The organism is Natronorubrum sediminis, from assembly GCF_900108095.1.
GTDB lineage: Archaea > Halobacteriota > Halobacteria > Halobacteriales > Natrialbaceae > Natronorubrum > Natronorubrum sediminis.
The window spans coordinates 1060921-1082680 of the sequence record NZ_FNWL01000002.1 but is presented as its reverse complement, the minus strand read 5'-3'; the positions used below and the strand labels follow the sequence as shown (position 1 = coordinate 1082680).

Genomic DNA, 21760 nt, shown 5'->3' with positions numbered 1-21760 from the left:
TCCGAAACGCGTCCTGCTCGCACGAACATCCGAAACGCGTCCTGCTCGCACGAACATCCGAAACGCGTCCTGCTCGCACGAACACACGGGATCGCCACCCCCTCCCCAGCCGACTCACTCACTGCGTTCGTTCGCCCCTCGCGCGGCATCGTCGACTGCCCTCGCTTACGCTCGGTCGTCCGACAGCGCGCGCCACCGCAGGAAGAATGGTCGGTCCAAACTGATCCGTCGTCCACCTATAGTGTCCGCTTCATCGGTCTGGGAGACACGAACTCGAGGGCCCTGACGGAGAGGCGGTCGGCTTCGACCCGATCACCGGACGATCTCGTTGATCGCCTCGGTGCGTCGGCCGATCGACCAGCCGAACAACGCGAGGCCGATGTAGACGCCGATCGCCGGCAGGACGTACGCCTCGAGGATCGCTTCCGGCGGGAATCCAAACGTATCGAGCGCCGCCGCGAGCAACACCGAGATGAGAAAGAGCGCGATCCCGATGTCGGCGAGTCGCATACTGGGGAGGTCCGCTGGCTTGGACCCGAGTCGTCCTGCCGCGTAGAACGCGAGCGTGTACGTCGCCCACCCGGAAACGAGTGCGAGTCCGGTCGTAAACACGTCCTCTGGGAAGTACCGCGGGACGAACGAGAGGTGGATCACCAGCGTTACGAGCGACGCGCTGATCAGGAGCACGACGAGCAACGGCCACCGATCTGCACTCATTGGTTCAAACGACAGTCTCGCGGCTCATTACTGTTGCGTCGTCGAAACGTCTTCGGTGGTCCGTCGAACCCCTCGCGTTCGGTGTGACGTGACGGATCCGTCACTCGAGGATAGTCCCGTGTTCGTCGATCTCTCCGGCGACGATCCGCGTCGAGGAGATTCGGTCGCCGTCGTCCGCGAGGACGTAGGGCGCGACGATTCCCGAGATCGGCTCGAGGCCGCGTTCCCGGCGTCGGTCGTTGACCTGCTCGAGTTCGGGTGCCGTCTCGGGCGAGACGACGAGGGCGTCGATCGAGGGGTCGTCTTCGGCGATGTCGTACTCGCTCGAGAGTTCGTGGACGTCGACGTCGCGATTCCACTCGTCGAGGTCGGCGACGGCGTCGGTGACCCCGCGAACTCGGTCGTCGAACGAGAGGACCTCCCGGGACTGCTGGCGCGTTTCGCGTGCCATGTCGTCGCTCGTCAGGCCGACGACGACACCGTCGGTGCCAAAGCGAAGCGCGTGCTCGAAGAGGGTCCGGTGTCCGTCGTGCAGCGGACCGAACGTGCCGGCGACTGCGACGTGCATACGACTTCCGGCAACGGGGAGGGCTATATGTGTCACGTTCTCTCGACCGGTGAATTCGGTCCGGACCGCTACGGGTCAAATCCGGATGCGACGTCGAATACCTTCTGAACGTTACGCCGAGTAACCGCACCACGCCGAGTAACCGCAATATATGGGTACGGAGATCGATCACGAGACTAGAACCGTTGGTCTCTCCTCGATGACGCTCGCCACTGAACTCTCGATCGTCTTCGTCGTCGGCCTCGTCACCGCGCTTGCCACGGGTGTAGGCGTCGCTCCGTTCTTCGTCGTCCGACAGATCGCCGACCGGTGGCTCGTCGTGTTGTGGGGACTCGCCCTCGGCATTTTGCTCTCGGCCTCCCTGTTTGGACTGGTCGGCGAAGCGCTCACCGAAGGAGCGATATCGCACGTGCTGGTCGGTACAGCCGTCGGCGTCGCGTTCGTCTTCCTCTCCGATCGACTCGTCTCCGGCTACGAGTTCGCCCCGCACTCGGTATCGGCCGTCGATCCGCGAACGGTCGTGTTGACCGTCGCCGTGATGACGATCCACAGCATCCCGGAGGGGATCGCCGTCGGCGTCTCGTTCGTCGATCTCGGTTCGGACCCCGGCGTTACCGTCGCCGGCGTCGAACTCCCCGCACTGGCGGTCTTCGTCGGGATTACTATCTCTATCCTGAACGTTCCCGAAGGGCTCGCGATCGCCATCCCGCTGATCGCCTACGGAATGAGTCGCTGGAAAGTGGTCGGCTGGGCCGTCTTCTCCGGCCTGCCCCAGCCCATCGGCGCGGTCGCCGCCTACTACTTCGTCAGCACGCTCGAGGGCGTACTCGCCGTGAGCTTCGGCTTCGCAGCGGGCGCATTGTTCTACCTCGCCGTCGTCGAATTCCTCCCGGCGGGTCTCGAAGCTGGCCGATCGTTGCCTCGACGCGGACATCCCGAACTCTTCTCGGGTGCGACCGTCGGGTTCGTCGCGACACTGGTGATCGTCGCAGCGGTAGAGGGTCTCGGGACCGTTTGAGGGACCAGGCACCTATTCGAACCCGATATTCGCTACTCGGGTCGTGGATCTACTCAGAACCCACTAGTTCGTCAGTGTCTCCGATAGTCGCGAACTCGCCCTCGAGGTGGGCCAGCGCCGTCTGATGGACCGTTTCGGCGTCGAACTCACGACCGTCGAACTCGCGGTCGAACGTCGCGGTCGCGTCGGCGACGACGACCGGCTCGAACCCGAGGTTGTCGGCCATTCGGGTGCTCGTCGAGACGCAGTGATCCGTCGTCAGACCGACGAGGACGACCGTTTCGATGCCGCGTTCGTGGAGCCACGCCTCGAGATCCGTGCCGATGAACGCGCTGTTGACCGACTTGGTCACCGTCCGCTCGTCCTCGAGCGGGGCCGTCTCTGACTTGAACGCGAACCCGGCTTCCTCGGGTCGCAGCGGCGACTCGGGCTCCGTCGAACCGTGGCGCACGTGGACGAGTGGTCGCCTGTTTTCTCGCCAGTGCTCGAGCACTCGCGTGGCGTTCGCTTCCGCGTCCGGATTGTTTCGCTCACCCCACGCGGGGTCGTCGAAGCCCGTCTGGAGGTCGACCAGGAGCAAGGCGGCGTTCTCGAGTCGGTCCTCGTCCAATCGAATCCGACCCGTCACGGCAGCCTCGCGGCGGGTTTCGGGTGCTCTCGCGTGACTGTCATCGGACACTCGTCTGGGGCCTGCGTCTCGTCCTCCGAGAACATGTACTGTGGCCACTCTCGATCGGTTTCGACGCCCCAGTCACCCAGATCTGCGTGGGGACAGACGCCGTCGTACTCCTCGAGTCGGTCCTGAATGACCTCGCGAGCGTGCTGGCCGGCGTCGGTGTTGGCCGTGACGCCGAGGTTCTCGAACAGCGCCCGCGGCTGGAACGTGATCTCGAGGCCGATCGGACAGTAGCGACTCTTGCGTTGGTCGTAGAAGGGTGCTCGACAGGTCGGAAACATGGGCTCGCCGCCGAGACAGAACTCCCAGTAGGGGTCGTCCGGATCGGTCGGAATATCGTCCGGCCACGGCTCGGGATCGTGGAGGTGCAACGTCTGGAGGATGTGCCAGAGAGCGTCGTGATACTCGCGCTCCGAAGAGGGGGTCTCGGGCGGTTTGAAGAAGGTAACCAGCGACGCCCGCTCGGAGTGATCGCGATAGATCTCGAGGTACTCGAGGATTCGATCGCGAAGGGTCAGCAGATCGTCGGCCTCGCTCATCGACGGGACGGCGGTGTACAACGGCTCGCCCTGTTGGACCGACTCGGCCCCGAAGAAACACGGAAAGGGCGTTCCGTTTCGCTCGCCGAGTAGCCCCTCGCTGAACGTCCACCAGTGATCGGCGACCCACCCGGGCGTTTCGCCGTCACGAACGCGGCGCTCGAGCGTCTCCTGATCCATCAGCGACTGGATACCCGGCTCATTCATTGGCGGCCTTTGGGCTTTCGAACGCTTGTGCGTTTAGGTTCGACTCTCGAAGACCGTCGCGGGAGCAAAAACGGCCCTCCGGCTCCCTCGAACCAGCTTACACCCGTTCGACCGTCGCGTCCGTTCTCACGGGTCCGCCCTCGAGAATCCTCGCTCTGAGCCCGCCGCGATGAACCAGCGCGTCGCGAACGCCCCTCGTCTCGAGGTGACTCTCGAGATACGAACACGGCTCGCAGAGTTCGACGCCTTCACAGACGACCGACCCCACGCGAAATCGTTCGCCGACGAGGTGGTTCAGCCCAACCCCTTCGGTCGTCACGTTCCGCCGGTGGACGCCCGGCTCAAGGGCGATGTCGTACTCGCGTTCGACTCCCTCGAGCGCTTCCGCTTCGATCAGCGTGAGGTCGCTGCCGTCTCGGTCTGCGAACGTTCCCTCGGTATCGTAGTAGCGATCACCCTCGAGTCCGCGTCCAGCGACGGCGCGCACCGACTCGACGCGTTCCACCTGCGCTCCCTGTTCGGCCGCGATGTGGATCGCTCGTACTCGTCCCGTCATATGAACTCGAATAGAGCCGGCTCGAGTTATAGTAGTGGGTGACTCCGAACCCGTTTGCCCCGTTCAGCCCGTCCTCAGAAACCAGTTCAGACAGTTTCCGGAAACCAGCTTAGACCGTCTCCGGCAGCCAGCCCCCGTCGACTTCGACGTTTTCTCCACTGATGTACTCACTCTCCGGATCGAGGAAGAAGTACAGCGGCTGAATCAGATCCTCGAAGCTTGCGGGTCGGTCTCGTGGCAGTTCGTCGGGGAACTCGTCGGAGTTCTCGACGACGTACGGCGAAATCGCGTTCACCGTGAGGCCGTCCTCCTGGGTATCCGCCGCGAGCATCCGCGTGAACATCAGAACCCCCGCTTTCGCGACGAAGTAGGGGAAGTTCACCGGGCTGACGAGTCCCTTCTCGCTCGAGGCGTAGCCGATGTTTACGATTCGACCGTACTCTCCCTCGCGCATGGCCGGGAGAGCGCGCTTCGAGCAGAGAGACGTTCCGGTGAGATTCGTCTCGAGCACTCGATCCCAGGTCTCGAGTGAGAGTTCTTCCCAGTGCGTTGGGGCGAAGTCGCCGACGTTGTTCACGAGAACGTCGACTGCGCCGAGTTCCGACTCGACGGCTGCGAAGAGGCCGTCGACGCTCTCGGGATCGGTGACGTCGCCTTGAACGACCATCGCGTCGCTCGCGCCGCGCTCCGTGGCTTCCTCGGCCACCTCGCGGGCTTCCTCGGCACTCGTGTGATAGTGGACGGCCGTTTTCGCGCCACAGTCGGCCGTCGCCAACAGCAGTTCTCGACCGACACCTCGCGCGCTTCCAGTCACGAGCACCGTCCGATCCGAAAGGGCAGGTCCGTTCATTCGTAGGCTCACTACCGCGGACAGCGTCAAAAAAGCGTCCGGGTCGTCCGCTGACCGGCGGTGTTCTCCCCAAAACGTGGCTTTACGGTCCCTCGTCAGGTTACTCTCGATATGACGCTCGAAACCGTCTTGCTCGCGGTCGGTCCCGGCGACGCAGACCGAAGCGACGAACTGGTCGACGCCGTCGTCGACGTCGCAGCGCCCGCCGATGCAACCGTCGTCCTCGCACACGTCTTCACCAAAAGCGAATACGACGACGTGCTCACCAGACTCGAGTTCGATCGGGAAACCGAAGACGTCGAACCGGACGACGTCGCTCGACGCCACCAGACGATCATCGACCTCCGCGAGACGATCGAGGAGTCCGACCTCGAGTACGAAGTCCGCGGTGGGATCGGCGAACACGGCCCGACGATCGTCGACCTCGCGACGAGTGTCGACGCCGACCGCGTCATCGTCGGCGGTCGCCGCCGATCTCCGACCGGGAAGGCGGTATTCGGCTCGACGGCGCAGGAGGTCCTGCTCTCGGCACCGTGTCCGGTCACGTTCGTGCGCGGCGACTACTTCGACGACTGACTCGTTCTCTCGGTGGCCCCGTTTCCTCGACGCACACTCTCTGTACTCCTGATTCGGGAATACTGTGGAGACGAGAATACTTAAGCGGGTGGCAAAACCACTGTCGTGGTATGGCGATCGATACGATACTGCTTGCAGTCGGGCCGATGGATACCGTCCGTGCCGAGGAACTCGCAGATACCGTCCTCGAGATCGCAGACCCACTCGACGCGTCCGTCGTGATCGGACACGCCTTCACGGCTGACGAATACGAGGATATCTACGACGACCTCGGCCTCGATGCGCGCGTCGACGACGTCGATCCGGACGAGGTCGCCCGGCGACGCTCGCCGGTGGGAGACCTGGCAGACATCTTCGAAGACGCCGGCGTCGACTACGAAATTCGTGGTGCACTCGGCGACGTCAGCACCAAAGTCGTCGACATCGCGATGGACGTCGACGCGGATCGGATGGTCGTCGGCGGTCGTCGGCGCTCGCCCGCAGAAAAGGCCGTGATGGGATCCGTCTCACAGGAAATTATTCTGCAAGCACCCTGCCCGGTAACGTACTTCCGCGATCTCGACGTGATGGAGTAACTCGAGGCCTCGCACCGTCGGACGAGCCGTTCGTTCGTTGTTTTTCGCTGTTCTCGCTGTTCTCGCCGCGCTTCGCTCTCGTCGCGACCCGTAAAATTCACACTCGGATGTGTCGAGACTGGCCGCGAGTGACTCCCTCGAGTACTGCAGGGAATTCAATTACCACCGTTGCTCGTGTGTACTCCCAGATGGGCGAGAGTCGACCCGACGAACCGACCGGCACCATCGTCGTCGCAACGTTTCTCACGCTCGATGGCGTGATGCAGGCACCTGGTGGCCCCGAGGAGGACCGAGAGGGAGGCTTCGAGTACGGCGGCTGGTCGGTCACCTACTGGGACGAATCGATGGGCGAACGCATGGACCGCCAGTTCGCCGAGGCCGACGCGTTGTTACTTGGCCGGAAGACGTACGAACTCTTCGCGTCCCACTGGCCCACCGTCGACCCCGAGGACGACCCGACTGCAAACCGGCTGAACACCATGCCAAAGTACGTCGCCTCGCGAACCCTCGAGGAGGTGACGTGGACCAACTCGACGCGCCTCTCGGGCGACGTCGCGGACGCCGTCAGCGACCTCGGATTGGCCCCCGACGACGTGCTCATGGTCCAGGGGAGCCACGATATGATCCAGTCGCTGCTCGCGGCAGACCTCGTCGACGAATTCTGGCTCTGGATCTTTCCGCTTGTGCTGGGGGAGGGAAAGCAGTTGTTCGACGACGGAACGATCCCTGCCGCCCTCGAGTTGCAGAACGTGGAGACCTCGAGCACGGGCGTCCAGATGCTCCGATACGAGCGAGCGGGCGACCTCGAGTACGGCTCGTTCGCGGTAGACGGCGAGGAGGACGAGTCGGCGTCGAGTGAGTAGCGCGAGAGGGTTATCAGCCGAGTAACGTGAGAGGAATGCCGACTCGGCTATCAGCAAGACCGACTGTTTCGAAATACTACTCGCCCGCGAGTATGTGTAGTTAAGTACGACGGCGGCTGTCCCTCAGACAGGATGGACTACTATGCGGGCGTCGATCTCGGTGCGACGAACGTTCGAGCGGTCGTCGCAGAACCCGACGGAACGACGATCGGTTCGGCTCGCCGATCGACGCCGCGCGGCCCGACGGGGATCGACGTGACGGAGGGCGTCCTTCGAACGCTCCGAAACGCGTGTGACGACGCCGGAATCGCCCCCGAGGAGATCGTCGCTGCAGGAATCGGCTCGATCGGCCCGTTCGACCTCGCTGAGGGTGCCGTCATCGATCCCGCGAACCTCCCGGACTCGATCGACCGAATTCCGTTGACGGGTCCACTCGAGAAGCTGATCGACAGCGACGAGGTGTATCTACACAACGACACCACGGCGGGCGTCATCGGCGAGCGCTTTCACGCCGTCAGCAACCCGGACGACATGGCCTACATCACGATCTCCTCCGGGATCGGGGCCGGCGTCTGCTGTGACGGCGAAGTCATGGACGGCTGGGACGGCAACGCCGGGGAAGTCGGCCACTACGTCGTCGACCCCCACGGACGACTGACCTGTGGCTGTGGCCGCGACGGCCACTGGGAAGCGTACTGTTCGGGGAACGCGATTCCGAACTACGCCCGATTACTCGCTGAAGACGACCCGACGATTTCGACTGACCTGCCGCTCGAGGGCCCTGATTTTACCGCAAAAGACGTCTTCGCGCTGGCCGGCGACGACGAGCTAGCCGATTACGTCATCGACCAACTCGCCCACTGGAACGCGATCGGCGTCACGAACGTCGTCCACGCCTTCGCGCCGATCGTGGTCTCCTTCGGCGGTGCTGTTGCCTTGCACAACGAGGAGTTAGTCGTCGATCCGATCCGCGAACGGGTCGCGGAAATGGTGATGACGAACGTCCCCGAAATTCGCGTCACCGATCAGGGCGATGACGTGGTGGTCGAAGGTGCCCTCGCCAGCGCCCTGACCGGCGGGACGGGCGACCGTCGACGGCTGTGAGCAAACTGGCCAACGACGACTGCCGACGAAAATCGAGAAACCGGCACGAATCGAGATAGACCACGTCTTTCTTGCTCGTTCGACCCGTGGACGACGTATGCAGCGGAGATCCTTCCTCCGGGTCGGCGCTGGCGCGGGCGGATCGCTCCTCCTCTCGGAGGCGCTCGTCTCGTCGTCGCCTGCAGGGACGGCTGTCGCGGCCGAGTCGACGCCCTCCGGGTACGACCCCCTCGGTCGCGTCGAGGTCGACGGTGCGACCGAAGCCGTCGTCGGCGACGACGGCGACACGGTGTACGTGGCCGCGGCCGACGGCTTCGCGACGGTCGACATCAGCGATCCGTCCGACCCCGAGGTGCTCGCGGAGGAGTTCATGCTCGAGGTCGACGGAACCCCGTTTCGCGAGATTCTCGACGTCAAAGTCGACGCCGACCGCCTGGCCGTCGTCGGCCCGGCGAACAGGACGGACGAGGACGTCTTCCACGGGTTCGAACTCTACGACGTCGGCGACCCCGCCGAACCGACCGTCGTCGCCGACTACGAGACCGGTTTTCACATCCACAACTGCTTTCTCGAGGACGACCTGCTCTACGTGGTGGCCAACGACGAGGACGACAACCCCCTCGTGATCTACGACGTGAGCGACGACGAGGTCGAAGAGATTGGGAGCTGGTCGCTCGTCGAGCGCGAACCCGATTGGGAGGACGTCTATTGGCTCGCACGCTACAACCACGACGTCTACGTCCACGACGACATCGCGTACCTCGCTCACTGGAACGCCGGAACGTACCTCGTCGACGTCAGCGACCCGAGCGAACCGACCTACCGCTCGCATGTGAGCGACACGACGCTCGAGGAGTCCCTCGAGTTGTCGGACCAGGATGCCCAACTCGGGCTCCCAGGGAACGATCACTATTCGGCCGTCGACGACACCGGCGACCTCCTCGCGGTGGGTCGGGAGGCCTGGGAGACGGGCGGCGACGACCCCGACGGCCCCGGCGGGATCGACCTCTACGACGTCAGCGATCCGGACGAACCCGAATCACTCGGGTCGATTGACGCCCCCGCCGCCGGCGACGCGACCTATTACGGCGGAGAGTGGACGACCGCACACAATTTCGAACTCCGAGATGGCCGCCTCTACTCTTCGTGGTACCAGGGTGGTGTCAAGATACACGATGTGAGCGACCCCGCCGACCCCGAGGAACTCGCCCACTGGCGTGACACCGATACGGCTGGATTCTGGACCGCTCGAGTGGCCGACCCCGGCGAGACGTTCGTCGCGAGCAGCACGCAACTGATCCTGAACGCGGACACCGAGGGCGCACTTTACACCTTCTCGATCGACATCGATGCGGGCACCTCCGAAAGCCTGCTCGAGTCGGTTCCGGGTGGTGGTGTCACTGCCGGCGCTGCTGGCCTTACCGGTGGGATCGTCGCCCTCGAGTGGCTGCGCCGACGTAACTGGCGCAACGAGGGCGAGTCCGCTGGCGACCCCGTCGGCGAGAGCGAGTAAACCATCAGGATCGATCCTGATGGATGGTAGCGAGTGTCAAAACCTTATTCATCACTCGAGCGCGTACGTCGAACCATGACACCTCCCGACGCCGCATCCGACGCGTCTGGCGACACCGACGCCGCAGACGGCGAGCGGTCGCTCAAAGAGCGCGTCGAAGCCTGGCTCAGTCGCGAGATGCCGATCATCCAGATGCACGGCGGGACGAGCGCCGTCCGCGAGGCCGACCCCGAAACAGGCGAAGTCATCGTCGAACTCGGCGGCGGCTGTAAGGGCTGTTCAGTCAGCGGTATCACGACGAACAATATCGAAGCCGAACTCATCACGTGGCCCGAAATCGACGAGGTTACCGTCCGCGTTCCCGACGCTCGAGAGAGCCTCGGCGGCCCCGATCAGGCCGAATCGATCATGGGCGTCGACCGGACGGAAGGTGGTCGCGGCGACTGGGGTTCGTCGAACCCGGGAAAAGATCACCTCTGACGACGGGACCTCGAACGGTACTGCCGGCCGCTGCTCGCCTCGAGTGTGGTTCACGGTAACAGGGGCGGAGAGTTTTGGGAAGTCCTATATCCTTTTACGCGCCCATTACGGACTCGTACACCATGACGACGTGTGGACGCTTGCGACACGGAGGTGACGGCAGTGAGTAACGACCCCGCTGACGACGAGAAAGCGGAGACAGACGGCGGCGTTCGTGCCTACACCGTCCGCCTCGAACTCGTCGACGAACCCGGCGAGTTACTTCGCGCGCTCGCACCGATCGCCGATAACGGTGGGAACTTGTTGAGCATTCACCACGAACGCGGAAGTATCACCCCACGGGGACACATTCCCGTCGAGGTCGACCTGGAAAGTCCGCCGGACAGATTCGACGGCATCGTCGACGCGCTTCGCGACGCCGGTGTCAACGTTATTCAAGCCGGTGCCGAACACTACGGCGAGGAGATCAGCGTCGTGTTGGTCGGCAATATCGTCGAAACCGACCTCTCGGATACGCTCTCGAACATCGAATCCAACGCGAACGCCGTCGTTCGCGACCTCTCGCTGACGGCCCCCGATGGAACGGAAGCCGTCTCGAGCGCTCGCATTCGACTAGCGATCGACTCCGGCCAATCCGACGCCGCGCTGTCGGCGATTCGATCGATCGGTTCGGACAAAGAGCTCACTGTCGTCGAACCGCTTCTCGGAGGTGATGGCGCATGAAACTCGCAATCCTCGGTGCCGGTGACGTCGGCCGCTCGGTCGCCGACCTCGCCGGTGACTACGGCCACGACGTCGTCGCGCTCGCCGATTCGACCACCGCAACGGTCGACGACGCTGGAATCGACATCGACGGCGCACTCGAGCGCAAACTCGCCGGAGACGCCCTCGGCTCCAGCGACCTCGAGACAGTCTTCGAGACCGACTACGACGTCCTCGTCGAGGCGACGCCGACGACCCTCGGTGACGCCCAGCCCGGCTTCTCGCACACCAAACGCGCACTCGAAGACGACCGCCACGTCGTGTTAGCGAATAAAGGTCCCGTCGCAGAACGCTACGAAGAACTCCGCGCACTCGAGGCAGCTAGCGCCGGATCGATCCGATTCGAAGCGACCGTCGGCGGTGCAATACCGATCCTTTCGACGGTCGAAGACTCCACGCCACAGGCCGTGACGGCCGTCCGCGGCGTGCTCAACGGTACCGCGAACTTCATCCTCACCCGAATGGCTGCCGAGGGACTCGACTACGAACACGTTCTCGCCGAAGCGCAGGACCTCGGCGTCGCCGAGGCCGATCCGACGTTCGACGTCGACGGCACCGACGCCGCGCTCAAGTTCGTCATCCTCGCGAACGTTCTCGCGGACGGCGGCTTCGCTCTCGATGACGCGACCGTCGACGGCATTCAGAACATCCCCGGCAGCGCACTCGACCTCGCCGCCGAGGACGGCCGAACGATTCGCCTCATCGGTGAAGCGACTCGCGACGGTGTCCGCGTCGGACCACGACTCGTCCCCGAAAACGGCCCGCTCGCCGTCACTGGCACACGAAACATCGTTCAGATCGAAACCCGAAACGCCGGGTCGTTACACTCGAGCGGTCGTGGTGCAGGTGGCCCGGAGACGGCGACGGCCGTACTCTCCGATGTCGGCAGGCTCCCACCGCTGTAGGCTCGCGATGTCGGTCTGGAAACTGCATCGGTCGTAACTGCTCGAGTGCTGTTCGTGTCGACGAATCGTGAGTACGTCGACACGGGTGACTTTCGGTCTCTTCTCACGATTGAAATCGTAACGAAGGTCCCTCCGTCGGCCAAACAAACCAGTTGTAGTGCGCCACGTCCATCGTGTGAATGCTAGTCAAACCGCACGAAAGCGTCGGGTTCGGGAGAATTCGCTTTCGAAATGGTTTTAACCGCAACGGGCAAACTACACCGATATAAGCGCCTCTGCGCGTGAGCTACAACAATGAGCGAACAACATCAAAACTTGGCCATCATCGGCCACGTCGACCACGGGAAAAGTACGCTCGTGGGACGCCTCCTCTACGAGACGGGGAGCGTACCAGAGCACGTCATCGAACAGCACCGCGAAGAAGCAGAAGAGAAGGGCAAAGGCGGCTTCGAGTTCGCCTACGTCATGGACAACCTCGCCGAAGAGCGAGAGCGTGGTGTCACCATCGACATCGCCCACCAGGAGTTCTCGACGGACGCCTACGATTTCACCATCGTCGACTGTCCTGGTCACCGCGACTTCGTCAAGAACATGATCACGGGCGCATCCCAGGCGGACAACGCCGTCCTCGTCGTTGCCGCTGACGACGGTGTCGCGCCCCAGACCCAGGAGCACGTCTTCCTGGCTCGGACCCTCGGTATCGACGAACTCATCATCGGCGTCAACAAGATGGACGTCGTCGACTACAAGGAGGACACCTTCGACGAGGTCGTCGAGGAAGTCAACCAGCTGCTCAAGCAGGTTCAGTTCCAGACCGACGGTGCCTCGTTCATCCCAATCTCGGCATTCGAAGGCGACAACATCGCCGACGAATCCGGCGAGACGCCGTGGTACGACGGACGTACCCTCCTCGAGGCACTCAACGACCTGCCAGCACCGGAGCCACCAACGGACGCGCCACTTCGGCTCCCAATTCAGGACGTGTACACGATTTCGGGTATCGGGACCGTCCCAGTCGGCCGAATCGAGACCGGTATCATGAACATCGGCGACAATGTCTCCTTCCAGCCCAGCGACGTCGGTGGCGAAGTGAAGACGATCGAGATGCACCACGAAGAGGTGCCAAAAGCAGAGCCCGGTGACAACGTTGGATTCAACGTTCGTGGCATCGGCAAGGACGACATCCGCCGCGGTGACGTCTGTGGCCCAGCCGACGAGCCACCAAGCGTCGCCGAGACGTTCCAGGCCCAGGTCGTCGTCATGCAACACCCATCCGTGATCACGGCTGGCTACACCCCGGTCTTCCACGCCCACACGGCACAGGTCGCGTGTACGATCGAATCCATCGACAAGAAGATGGACCCAGCAAGCGGTGAAGTCGCCGAGGAGAACCCCGACTTCATCCAGTCTGGTGACGCTGCTGTGGTCACCATCCGACCACAAAAGCCACTCAGCATCGAGCCATCGAGCGAGATCCCAGAACTCGGGAGCTTCGCCATCCGTGACATGGGTCAGACCATCGCGGCCGGCAAGGTCCTCGACGTCGACGGCAAATAAATGCAGCAGGCACGCGTTCGACTCGCAGGCACGAGTCCAGACGACCTCGACGATATCTGTGACGACGTCCGCGAGATTGCGAACAACACCGGCGTCAACCTCAGCGGTCCGATCCCACTGCCGACGAAGACCCTCGAGGTGCCGGCCCGAAAGTCGCCTGACGGCGAAGGCACTGCAACGTGGGAGCACTGGGAGATGCGCGTCCACAAGCGCCTGATCGATCTGGACGCCGACGAACGCGCACTCCGCCAGCTCATGCGCATTCAGGTGCCAAACGACGTCTCGATCGAGATCGTCCTCGAAGACTAACGGCCGATCGCGGTCAGATTCGTTTTCACCTTTCGTACCCAACCCAGCGGTAGCGCTATCATTGCAACTTTGCCCATCTGAAGCAACCGATCCGACGATACTGAATCGCTCCTTGGTCCTCCACTCTTAGTGACCCACTCACCCCGTACTGAACCGCTCACTCGAGGATCTCGAGGAGTAGATTTCCGACGCTTACCGGACGACACCCGAAAAACAGCGACTATTGCAGAGACTTTTGGTTCGTGGCGTTGCACGTACGAGTATGGCTGGTCGCTCGCACTCACGAGTGAAACCCTCTCCAGACCCGTTCCCAGAGTCGAGTCCCGACGATGGATCCACAGCTACCGGCTCGAGTGGCGCTATCGTCGATCTCTTGGTCGTGTTCGCCGTCGTCTTCTTCGTTTACCACCTCGCGTTAATCGTCGGGCTTGGACTCGTGGCCGGACTGTTCATCCTGTCGCCGCCCGTGACCGATAACCTCCTGTCGGTCGTCGCGAGCGTCTACGCTCATCAGGGGCTCGGACATCTGCTGTCGAACAGTATCGCGCTCGTCGTCTTCGGATGGCCCGTCGCTCGAGCGACCACTCGAGTTCGATTTCACGTATTCTTCCTCCTAACGGGGGCGATTGCCGGCCTCTCACAGATCGTTTTAACGAACGCCGCAGCGGCGGCACCGATCCTTGGCGTCCCCGGAACCGGAGGCGTCATCGGCGCCAGCGGCGGCGTCTTCGCGTTGTTCGGCTACCTGATCGCGTCGAACCGACTGTCGGCCGGACTCGCGTCGTTCGTCGAGGTCCCACAGTGGCTGACGGCCGTCGTCTTCGTCGGTCTCGCAGCCGCCATAACGCTGGCGACTGCTGGCCCCGGAATCGCACTTCTCGCCCACTTCACCGGCTTCTTAGTCGGGATGCTCGCCGGGCGCGCTCGCATCTTGCACGTTGGAGCTTCCTCGAGCCGGTGAGCACCGACTCGAGTCACGACGGCCGGTTGGATCGCTTTGCGTCTGAACTTGACGGCCGTCGTCCAATCTCGAAGCACAAGCTACAAATAGACCTCGCGGGTAGAAACGGTCGCGGGCTCGTAGATCAGTGGTAGATCGCTTCCTTCGCAAGGAAGAGGCCTCGGGTTCAAATCCCGACGAGTCCACTTCTTTACGTCGCTTCGCTCGTTTAGTCGTGGACTCGTCGAACATCGCAACGAGTTCATCGGAACGGGTTCTACGAACGAGAAGGGTCGAGGCCGGAATTCAAAGCCCTGGACGTCGCAGTGCTAGCGTCTCGAGCACTCGTCTTTCCTCGAGGTCACATCCCGGCGTCTGTGAGGGGGACCGAGCAACTGCTCGGAAAACTGTCTCTTCTCGAGTCTACTCTTTCGCGTCGCTTCGCTCGTTTAGTCGTGGACTCGTCGAAGCGTCATACTCGAGACACGATATCTGTTGAAAACACGCTTCAGAACGGATAATACAACCGAATTCCGGTTTTTCTGCCAGTAAGTATATTTTGCCTTGCTCGAATTCCCTTATTGGCGGGGATTGGGATACTGTCGTCGATGACAGGTTCCGTCCGATATGAGACAATTACAACGTCCCCGTCACCGATCACCCACAACCCAACGTCACCACCCCATCGCACCTACCGATAACGATTCCGTGCGGCTGAAACGCTCGGAAAGGGGGAAGGGGAGGCAGTGACGTCGGCTCACCACCGACGTCTATCGTAGATTTTTGTCCCGAAACGTGAGTGTGTCTCGCCACACGACCAGCGTCGTCTATGCTGTCGTTTCACTCGCTACTCACTGATCCACGGACGGAGATGTTCGGTTTGTCGTGGGGTGCGTCTACGACTCACGGTTCGATCGACATCACTTACGACGACTCTGTCGCTATTCTTCGGCGTCTCTGTTCTCGAGACAACCGTCGTCACGGGTCCTCAGTCCGTTCCCTCGAGCCAATCGACGACCCAGTCGACGACACGAGTCGCGATGGTCGTCGCAATTCGGTCGGCCGAATTGGTTAAATCCCAGACGTACTCTCCGTCGCGGCTGAGTCGCACCCATTCGACGTAGCCACTCCGATCTAATTCGAGCAAGATCTCTTCGAGAAACGCGTCCTCGAGTCGACAACCGAGGGTGGTTTCGATGCGATTGGCGAGTTGGGACGTCGTAACGACGGTGCGCGATTTTTCGACACTCTTCGTACTGGAAAGGGTCGGCGATGGAGGGGAGGGCGGCCGATCGGTCATCGTCGAAAACCGATTGGCCGCTGTGACCTAATAGTTCTGGTGAACCAGTGTTGACTTCAGAACCTAGAGGCCCCGCCTCTTCCGCGCCAGACGATTACACCGTTCGATGTTACTTAGTGAATCGCTACCTGCGTTCGCTGCTATCGGAATCTTCACCATCTTCTGTTAAACTATTTATTCAATTAATTTAAAACCGTAATTATTATTTACCGTCACGCCTGAGATAGATGACATGCGATATGTGACATACGTACTCACACCTCAGCAAGGGTATTTCGATCCGGGTGAACGGGTGTTGAGCGAGTACGGCGTCACCCTTCGAACGATCCAGGATACTGATTTCCTCAGTGACGGTACGATCGTGACGCGCCGAGAGATCGTTGGGGATCGGGAGGACGCGATCCGCGCGCTCGAGCATCCGTCGTCGAACGTCTTCGAATACATGCTCAGTGACGTCGACGAGAGCAAAATCTTGCAGATGCACTACCAGCCAAGCGAGTTGACGACGAACCTCCTCGAGATCCATCAGCGACACGCGGTGTTGCTCGATTATCCGATGGAATACACCGGTCCGAACAGTGCACACCTCCGCGTTTCACAGATCGGCAGCGAGAGCGAACTTCGGTCGTTGATCTCCGAAACGCGGGCCCTCACCAACCTGGATATCGAACGACTTGGTCGGTACGACCCGTCTGACGGCCAACCGTTGATCGACCTGACGAACCGCCAGCGAGAAGTGCTGTCCGTCGCGATCGAGGAAGGATACTATCAGGAACCACGGGAAGTCACGTACCAAGAGATAGCGGACGAACTGGGTTGTTCGGCGGGGACTGTCGGCCAGCACCTTCGTCGAATCGAGTCCCAGCTCATGTCGACGATCGTCCTGGGCGGCACCTCGAGGACGGATCATGGGGCGCCGTCGACACCCGACCGAAGCGCTGAAACGAAACCCTCGAGGTAGTGAACCCACCCCAACAGCGTTAGTAGCTGGCTGCCGTCTGTTGACGTATGTCAACGCTCTTCGTCGCGTTAGGAGATCGGCTCCTCGTGTGCCAGACAGACGCCCAACAGGGCGGCGACTGGCGTGTCCTGAGCACCCTCGAGAGTCACGAACTCGAGTGCGTAGTCGCCTCACCAGAACGGCCGGATCGCGCGTTCGCCGGGACGTTCGAGAACGGACTCGTTCGAGTCCACGCACCGACGGACGGCGACGATATCTCGATCGAGCACCTCGAGACGTCGTTCGTCAGCGACGCCGTGATGTCGCTCGCGATTAGCCCCCACGATCCGGACGTTCTCTATGCAGGGACGGAGCCGAGTCGAATCTACCGCTCCACCGACGGCGGCCCTTCCTGGACGCATCTCTCGGACGTGACGGACCTGCCCTCGTCGGACGAGTGGTACTTTCCGCCCCGACCACACACTCACCACGTTCGGTGGCTCGAGGTCGATCCGTTCGATCCGGATCGACTCTACGTCGGTATCGAGGCCGGCGCGTTCGTCTTGAGCACTGACGGTGGTGAGACGTGGGAGGAGCGTCCAGCAGGTTCCCGGCGCGACAACCACACGCTTGCAGTACACCCTGATCGAGAGGGTCGGGTGTATACCGCCGCGGGCGACGGCTACGCGGAGAGCGACGACGGCGGCGAGTCCTGGCACCAGCCACAGGATGGGCTTGAACACACCTACTGCTGGGGTCTCGCCGTCAATCCGTCTGACCCGGACGCCGTGATCGTCTCGAGTGCGAGCGGTGCCTCGAGCGCGCACCGCATCGATACCGCCGAATCGTACGTCTACCGCAAAACCGACGGCGAGGCGTGGACCCGACTGGACGACCGCGGATTACCTATGGGGGCGGGTGTCGTCAGAGCCGTCTTCGACACGACCACCGGGGGGAGCGTCTACGCGTTGAACAACCGCGGACTCTTCCGCAGCGACGATTTCGGCGACCACTGGGAACGACTGCAACTCGAGTGGACAGACGGCTACGAGTCCCAGACGCCGCGCGGACTGGTCGTTCTCGAGTAAGGCCTCCGATCCGGTGTCGGTCGAGCCTGAATTTGGTGTCGGTTGCGCTCGATTCGGTGTCGATTCCATCGTTCTCCGGTCGAAGTCGGTGAGTGCTTCGAAATCCTTTTAGGCGCTACACGGGGATAGTAGTGTAACTGAGTGATATCATGGACGTCGACATCGTTTCCGAAACGGAAAACCCCATGTTGCATCGTACCGACGTAACCTTCGAACTCGTCCACGAGGACGCGACACCGTCGCGACTGCAGGTTCGCGACAGCCTCGCGGCGAAACTGAACAAGGACGCCGACGAGGTCGTCGTCCGTAAACTCGATACCAAATTCGGCATGCGAAAGACGGTCGGGCAGGCGAAAGTTTACGAGACGGCCGACAACGCCCGAGACGTCGAGCAAAACCACATGCTCGAGCGAAACAAGATCGGTGACGAAGAAGCCGACGCAGAGGCTGAGGCTGACGCGGAAGCCGAAGCGGAGGAGGCCTAAGATGGCTCGACACGAACTCTACGGAGACGACGGAACTACGGAGCGAGAACAGTGTCCACGATGCGGAGACGCGTTCCTCGCAGACCACGGTGACCGCACACACTGCGGCAAGTGTGGCTACACCGAGTGGGAGTAACGGAGCCAACCACTGCGTTCGGTCGGTTTCGACCTCGAGCGCGTAGACACGATACGTGAGTTCTACTACCAGAATTCTCGGGATCGAAGGCACCGCCTGGGCGGCCAGCGCGGCGCTGTATGATTCTGAGTCCGACGACGTATACATCCAGAGCGACGCGTACGAACCCGACAGTGGCGGCATCCATCCGCGCGAGGCCGCAGAACACATGCACGAGGCGATCCCGCGGGTCGTGGCGGACGTCCTCGAACACGCCCGAGAAACGGCTGACAGCGCGAGTGAGCCCCGCGTAACAGACGGCAGCGACCGCTCTTCTTCGAGGCAGCGGGATTCGCCAATCGACGCCGTCGCCTTCTCACAGGGCCCCGGACTCGGCCCCTGCTTGCGAATCGTCGGAACCGCCGCACGCACGCTGAGCCAGACGCTCTCGGTGCCCCTCGTCGGCGTCAATCACATGGTCGCCCACCTCGAGATCGGCCGCCACACGGCCGAGTTCGACTCGCCGGTTTGTTTGAACGCGAGCGGGGCGAACGCCCACCTGCTGGCGTATCGAAACGGTCGCTACCGCGTCCTCGGCGAAACGATGGATACGGGCGTCGGGAACGCGATCGACAAGTTCACGCGCCACGTCGGCTGGTCTCACCCCGGCGGCCCGAAAGTCGAGCAGGCCGCAACAGACGGCGAGTACGTCGACCTTCCCTACGTCGTCAAGGGAATGGACTTCTCGTTTTCGGGAATTATGAGCGCGGCGAAGCAGGCGTCCGACGATGGAACGCCTCTCGAGGACGTCTGTTTCTCACTCCAGGAGAACGTCTTCGCTATGCTCACCGAAGTCTCTGAGCGCGCGCTCTCGTTGACCGGCAGCGACGAACTCGTCCTGGGCGGCGGCGTCGGCCAGAACGCCCGACTGCGGGAGATGCTCGAGGACATGTGCGACCAACGCGGGGCCGACTTTCACGCACCCAAGCCTCGATTCCTCCGGGACAACGCCGGGATGATCGCTGTCCTCGGTGCGAAGATGTACAACGCCGGCGAGACGATCGCGCTCGAGGACTCGCGCGTCGATCCGAACTACCGACCCGATCAGGTCCCAGTCACGTGGCGCAGCGCCGAATCCGAACTGGTGGTCGGCCGTGGCGACGACGACACCGAGGTTCGAGGCGCGGAGGCGCTCGTCGACCTCGATCCGACGGCGGGACGCGTCCGTAAGCGGCGGGTCGCCAAAACGTACCGTCACCCCGACCTCGACGACCGCCTCAGACGCGAACGGACGACGCTCGAGGCCCGACTCACCAGCCTCGCCCGCCGCGCGGGGGTTCCGACGCCCGTGCTCTCCGACGTCGATCCACTCGAGGCGACCATCGAACTCGAGTACGTCGGCGACGCGGACCTCCGCGACGGGTTAACCCGCGAGCGGGTTCGCGCCGTGGGTCGTCACCTCGCGACGCTCCACGAAGCCGGGTTCGTCCACGGCGATCCGACGACGCGAAACGTTCGCGTGAGTTCCGAACGGACGTACCTCATCGATTTCGGCCTCGGCTATCACACCGACCACGTCGAAGACTACGCGATGGACCTCCACGTCTTCGACCAGAGTCTGGTCGGCACCGCGGACGATCCCGAACCGCTTCGCGAGGCTGTCCAGGCGGGGTATCGTGAGGTGGGCCGAGAGCGCGTGCTCGAGCGCCTGCGAGATGTCGAAGGCCGCGGTCGGTACGTCGACGAGTGAGGATTATTCGGCGTCGCTCGTCGTGTCGATGCCAAACAGGAAATTCCCGCCACAGAAACAGGTCAGTGCATTCTGGAGGAGTCCGAGTCCGGCAATCGCAGCGATCGCGGCCCGGTCGTGCTTGTCCTCGGAGAACGCTGCGCTCGCGACGACGAGGAGCCAAATACCGACGACAGCTCTTACGATACGGTCCCTGCGGCCGACGTTACGTTTCATAGCCAATTCTCGACGAACGCGAACAAAACAGTTCGGGCCACGCCAACAACGACAATTGACGACAGGTTTCCACCATCGCCACTCCCTCGAGCACAATCGCTCCTGTTGCGACCATGGAGACGAGCACCCAATACTCATATTAGGGGACGCCGTACATTCGCCCATGGCAGACAAACCGACGTCCGGAGAAATTCTCGGGGTACCGTACAACTTCGAACGACCAAGCATGAGCCGCATGCTCTCGTCGTACTGGAAACCGGGCAAGGGCATGCTCGTCGAGAAACCGTTCGGCGTCGGCTACACGCTGAACCTCGCGAACTGGCGCTCGTGGGTCGTCGTCCTCGTCGCCGGTGTCCTCCTCTGGCATCAAGAACAGAGTTCCTCGAGTCAAGAACAAGAGAGCCAGGACGAACCCGTCGAAGTCATCGTCGACGACGACGAGAACTGAGACGCGGGAACGAAGCCACGTCATTGCCGCCGCACACACTTTTTCCGCTCGTAGCCAGCCGTGGGCTAGCTTTCTCTCGATCTTCGGTTGCTCGCGTGCAACCGACGACGCTTTGGCGTCACCGAGACGTTGCTCGCACATGACCATCCGATTCGTGACGGGAAACGACGGCAAGGTCCGCGAAGCGCGCGAGTACTTCGAGGGAATCGACACCATCGAACAGATCGACTACGACTACACCGAAATCCAGAGCGACTCGCTCGAGGAGATCGCGAGACACGGCGCTCGAGAGACGTTCGAGGCGCGCGAGGGTGACGACCCGGTTATCGTCGACGACACGGGACTGTTCGTCGACGCACTGGGTGGGTTTCCGGGTCCCTACTCCGCGTACGTCGAGGACACCGTCGGCATCGAACGCTTTTGGCGGCTCGCACGTGAGGAAGAAAACCGCCGGGCACGGTTTCGAACGGTGCTCGCCTACGCGGACGCAGACGGGACAGAGACGTTCACGGGTTCGGTCGCCGGAACGCTCGTTGCGCCACGCGGTGACGGCGGGTTCGGCTACGATCCGCTCTTCGAGTACAACGGACAGACGCTCTCGGAGATGAGCACCGAGGAGAAAAACGCTATTTCACACCGCGGCCGTGCCTTTGGCGAGTTTGCGGAGTGGTACGCGTCGAACGAGGATTGACTCCGACAGTTT

General features: G+C 62.4%; 27 protein-coding genes and 1 tRNA gene. 20 read left to right on the top strand and 8 right to left on the bottom strand.

The features are described from left to right. Nucleotides 1–312: 312 nt before the first annotated feature. Nucleotides 313–717, bottom strand: coding sequence for a hypothetical protein (locus BLW62_RS12560; protein WP_090507354.1), 405 nt, complete (start codon nucleotides 715–717; stop codon nucleotides 313–315). Between the two features lie 100 nt (nucleotides 718–817). Next, entirely contained in the window at nucleotides 818–1285 is a 468-nt protein-coding gene (locus BLW62_RS12555; protein ID WP_090507353.1) for a phosphopantetheine adenylyltransferase, read from the bottom strand. Nucleotides 1286–1484: 199 nt separating this feature from the next. On the opposite strand from BLW62_RS12555, the gene BLW62_RS12550 reads away from it, so the two are divergent. Beyond that, nucleotides 1485–2303: a ZIP family metal transporter gene (locus BLW62_RS12550; RefSeq protein WP_090507598.1), complete on the top strand. Its 819-nt coding sequence runs from the start codon at nucleotides 1485–1487 to the stop codon at nucleotides 2301–2303. Nucleotides 2304–2352: 49 nt separating this feature from the next. On the opposite strand, the gene BLW62_RS12545 is transcribed toward BLW62_RS12550, so the two are convergent. From BLW62_RS12545 to BLW62_RS12530, 4 genes are all read right to left on the bottom strand, one after another. Beyond that, the gene (locus BLW62_RS12545; RefSeq protein WP_245726717.1) at nucleotides 2353–2931 is read right to left on the bottom strand and encodes a cysteine hydrolase family protein; all 579 of its coding nucleotides are present in this window, start codon (nucleotides 2929–2931) and stop codon (nucleotides 2353–2355) included. Next, entirely contained in the window at nucleotides 2928–3725 is a 798-nt protein-coding gene (locus BLW62_RS12540) for a YqcI/YcgG family protein (protein WP_090507352.1), read from the bottom strand. Before BLW62_RS12540 ends, BLW62_RS12545 begins: the two co-directional genes overlap by 4 nt. A 97-nt stretch (nucleotides 3726–3822) precedes the next feature. After that, complete coding sequence (locus BLW62_RS12535; RefSeq protein WP_090507351.1) at nucleotides 3823–4281, bottom strand: MOSC domain-containing protein; 459 nt, start codon at nucleotides 4279–4281, stop codon at nucleotides 3823–3825. A gap of 109 nt (nucleotides 4282–4390) precedes the next feature. After that, nucleotides 4391–5131 carry an SDR family NAD(P)-dependent oxidoreductase gene (locus BLW62_RS12530; RefSeq protein ID WP_090507350.1) on the bottom strand — a complete coding sequence of 247 codons (741 nt, stop codon included), beginning with the start codon at nucleotides 5129–5131 and terminating at the stop codon, nucleotides 4391–4393. Nucleotides 5132–5242: 111 nt separating this feature from the next. On the opposite strand from BLW62_RS12530, the gene BLW62_RS12525 reads away from it, so the two are divergent. From BLW62_RS12525 to BLW62_RS12470, 12 genes are all read left to right on the top strand, one after another. Further along, a complete protein-coding gene (locus BLW62_RS12525) occupies nucleotides 5243–5707 on the top strand; it encodes a universal stress protein (protein ID WP_090507349.1) in 465 nt (154 codons plus the stop codon). 110 nt (nucleotides 5708–5817) lie between these two features. Beyond that, nucleotides 5818–6282: a universal stress protein gene (locus BLW62_RS12520; RefSeq protein WP_090507348.1), complete on the top strand. Its 465-nt coding sequence runs from the start codon at nucleotides 5818–5820 to the stop codon at nucleotides 6280–6282. 188 nt (nucleotides 6283–6470) lie between these two features. Further along, a complete protein-coding gene (locus BLW62_RS12515; RefSeq protein ID WP_175459736.1) occupies nucleotides 6471–7145 on the top strand; it encodes a dihydrofolate reductase family protein in 675 nt (224 codons plus the stop codon). A gap of 132 nt (nucleotides 7146–7277) precedes the next feature. After that, nucleotides 7278–8249: an ROK family protein gene (locus BLW62_RS12510; RefSeq protein WP_090507346.1), complete on the top strand. Its 972-nt coding sequence runs from the start codon at nucleotides 7278–7280 to the stop codon at nucleotides 8247–8249. A gap of 97 nt (nucleotides 8250–8346) precedes the next feature. Then, the gene (locus BLW62_RS12505) at nucleotides 8347–9762 is read left to right on the top strand and encodes an LVIVD repeat-containing protein (RefSeq protein ID WP_090507345.1); all 1416 of its coding nucleotides are present in this window, start codon (nucleotides 8347–8349) and stop codon (nucleotides 9760–9762) included. A 75-nt stretch (nucleotides 9763–9837) separates the two neighbouring features. Next, nucleotides 9838–10242, top strand: a complete 405-nt coding sequence (locus tag BLW62_RS12500) for a NifU family protein (protein WP_090507344.1) — start codon at nucleotides 9838–9840, stop codon at nucleotides 10240–10242. A 132-nt stretch (nucleotides 10243–10374) separates the two neighbouring features. Further along, nucleotides 10375–10965, top strand: coding sequence for an amino acid-binding protein (locus BLW62_RS12495; protein WP_090507343.1), 591 nt, complete (start codon nucleotides 10375–10377; stop codon nucleotides 10963–10965). Next, nucleotides 10962–11909, top strand: a complete 948-nt coding sequence (locus BLW62_RS12490; RefSeq protein ID WP_090507342.1) for a homoserine dehydrogenase — start codon at nucleotides 10962–10964, stop codon at nucleotides 11907–11909. Before BLW62_RS12495 ends, BLW62_RS12490 begins: the two co-directional genes overlap by 4 nt. A gap of 294 nt (nucleotides 11910–12203) precedes the next feature. Beyond that, nucleotides 12204–13466, top strand: coding sequence for a translation elongation factor EF-1 subunit alpha (tuf, locus tag BLW62_RS12485; protein WP_076581154.1), 1263 nt, complete (start codon nucleotides 12204–12206; stop codon nucleotides 13464–13466). After that, a complete protein-coding gene (rpsJ, locus tag BLW62_RS12480; RefSeq protein WP_076581152.1) occupies nucleotides 13467–13775 on the top strand; it encodes a 30S ribosomal protein S10 in 309 nt (102 codons plus the stop codon). It begins immediately after the preceding gene. Between the two features lie 262 nt (nucleotides 13776–14037). After that, nucleotides 14038–14736 (top strand): rhomboid family intramembrane serine protease, encoded by a 699-nt coding sequence (locus BLW62_RS12475; RefSeq protein WP_090507341.1) that lies wholly within the window; start codon nucleotides 14038–14040, stop codon nucleotides 14734–14736. Nucleotides 14737–14849: 113 nt separating this feature from the next. Beyond that, nucleotides 14850–14921: transfer RNA gene (locus BLW62_RS12470), tRNA-Ala, on the top strand. 782 nt (nucleotides 14922–15703) lie between these two features. Here the strand turns inward: BLW62_RS12470 and BLW62_RS12465 are convergent. Beyond that, nucleotides 15704–16015, bottom strand: a complete 312-nt coding sequence (locus tag BLW62_RS12465; RefSeq protein ID WP_090507340.1) for a hypothetical protein — start codon at nucleotides 16013–16015, stop codon at nucleotides 15704–15706. Between the two features lie 232 nt (nucleotides 16016–16247). Here BLW62_RS12465 and BLW62_RS12460 point away from each other — a divergent pair, with 232 nt between their 5' ends. The 5 genes from BLW62_RS12460 to BLW62_RS12440 all read left to right on the top strand — a co-directional run bounded on the left by BLW62_RS12460 (nucleotide 16248) and on the right by BLW62_RS12440 (nucleotide 20393). Further along, nucleotides 16248–16976, top strand: a complete 729-nt coding sequence (locus BLW62_RS12460) for a helix-turn-helix domain-containing protein (RefSeq protein ID WP_090507339.1) — start codon at nucleotides 16248–16250, stop codon at nucleotides 16974–16976. Nucleotides 16977–17023: 47 nt separating this feature from the next. Next, entirely contained in the window at nucleotides 17024–18043 is a 1020-nt protein-coding gene (locus BLW62_RS12455; protein ID WP_090507338.1) for a WD40/YVTN/BNR-like repeat-containing protein, read from the top strand. A gap of 149 nt (nucleotides 18044–18192) precedes the next feature. Further along, complete coding sequence (locus BLW62_RS12450) at nucleotides 18193–18528, top strand: 30S ribosomal protein S24e (RefSeq protein ID WP_090507337.1); 336 nt, start codon at nucleotides 18193–18195, stop codon at nucleotides 18526–18528. Nucleotide 18529: 1 nt separating this feature from the next. Beyond that, nucleotides 18530–18664 (top strand): 30S ribosomal protein S27ae, encoded by a 135-nt coding sequence (locus tag BLW62_RS12445; RefSeq protein WP_090507336.1) that lies wholly within the window; start codon nucleotides 18530–18532, stop codon nucleotides 18662–18664. 55 nt (nucleotides 18665–18719) lie between these two features. Continuing rightward, nucleotides 18720–20393: a bifunctional N(6)-L-threonylcarbamoyladenine synthase/serine/threonine protein kinase gene (locus BLW62_RS12440; protein ID WP_090507335.1), complete on the top strand. Its 1674-nt coding sequence runs from the start codon at nucleotides 18720–18722 to the stop codon at nucleotides 20391–20393. Between the two features lie 3 nt (nucleotides 20394–20396). Here the strand turns inward: BLW62_RS12440 and BLW62_RS12435 are convergent, their stop codons facing one another. Next, complete coding sequence (locus BLW62_RS12435) at nucleotides 20397–20609, bottom strand: YgaP family membrane protein (RefSeq protein ID WP_090507334.1); 213 nt, start codon at nucleotides 20607–20609, stop codon at nucleotides 20397–20399. A gap of 163 nt (nucleotides 20610–20772) precedes the next feature. On the opposite strand from BLW62_RS12435, the gene BLW62_RS12430 reads away from it, so the two are divergent. Both BLW62_RS12430 and BLW62_RS12425 read left to right on the top strand, forming a co-directional pair. After that, nucleotides 20773–21057 carry a DUF5808 domain-containing protein gene (locus BLW62_RS12430; protein ID WP_090507333.1) on the top strand — a complete coding sequence of 95 codons (285 nt, stop codon included), beginning with the start codon at nucleotides 20773–20775 and terminating at the stop codon, nucleotides 21055–21057. Nucleotides 21058–21196: 139 nt separating this feature from the next. Then, nucleotides 21197–21748, top strand: a complete 552-nt coding sequence (locus tag BLW62_RS12425; protein WP_090507332.1) for an XTP/dITP diphosphatase — start codon at nucleotides 21197–21199, stop codon at nucleotides 21746–21748. Nucleotides 21749–21760 lie beyond the last annotated feature (12 nt).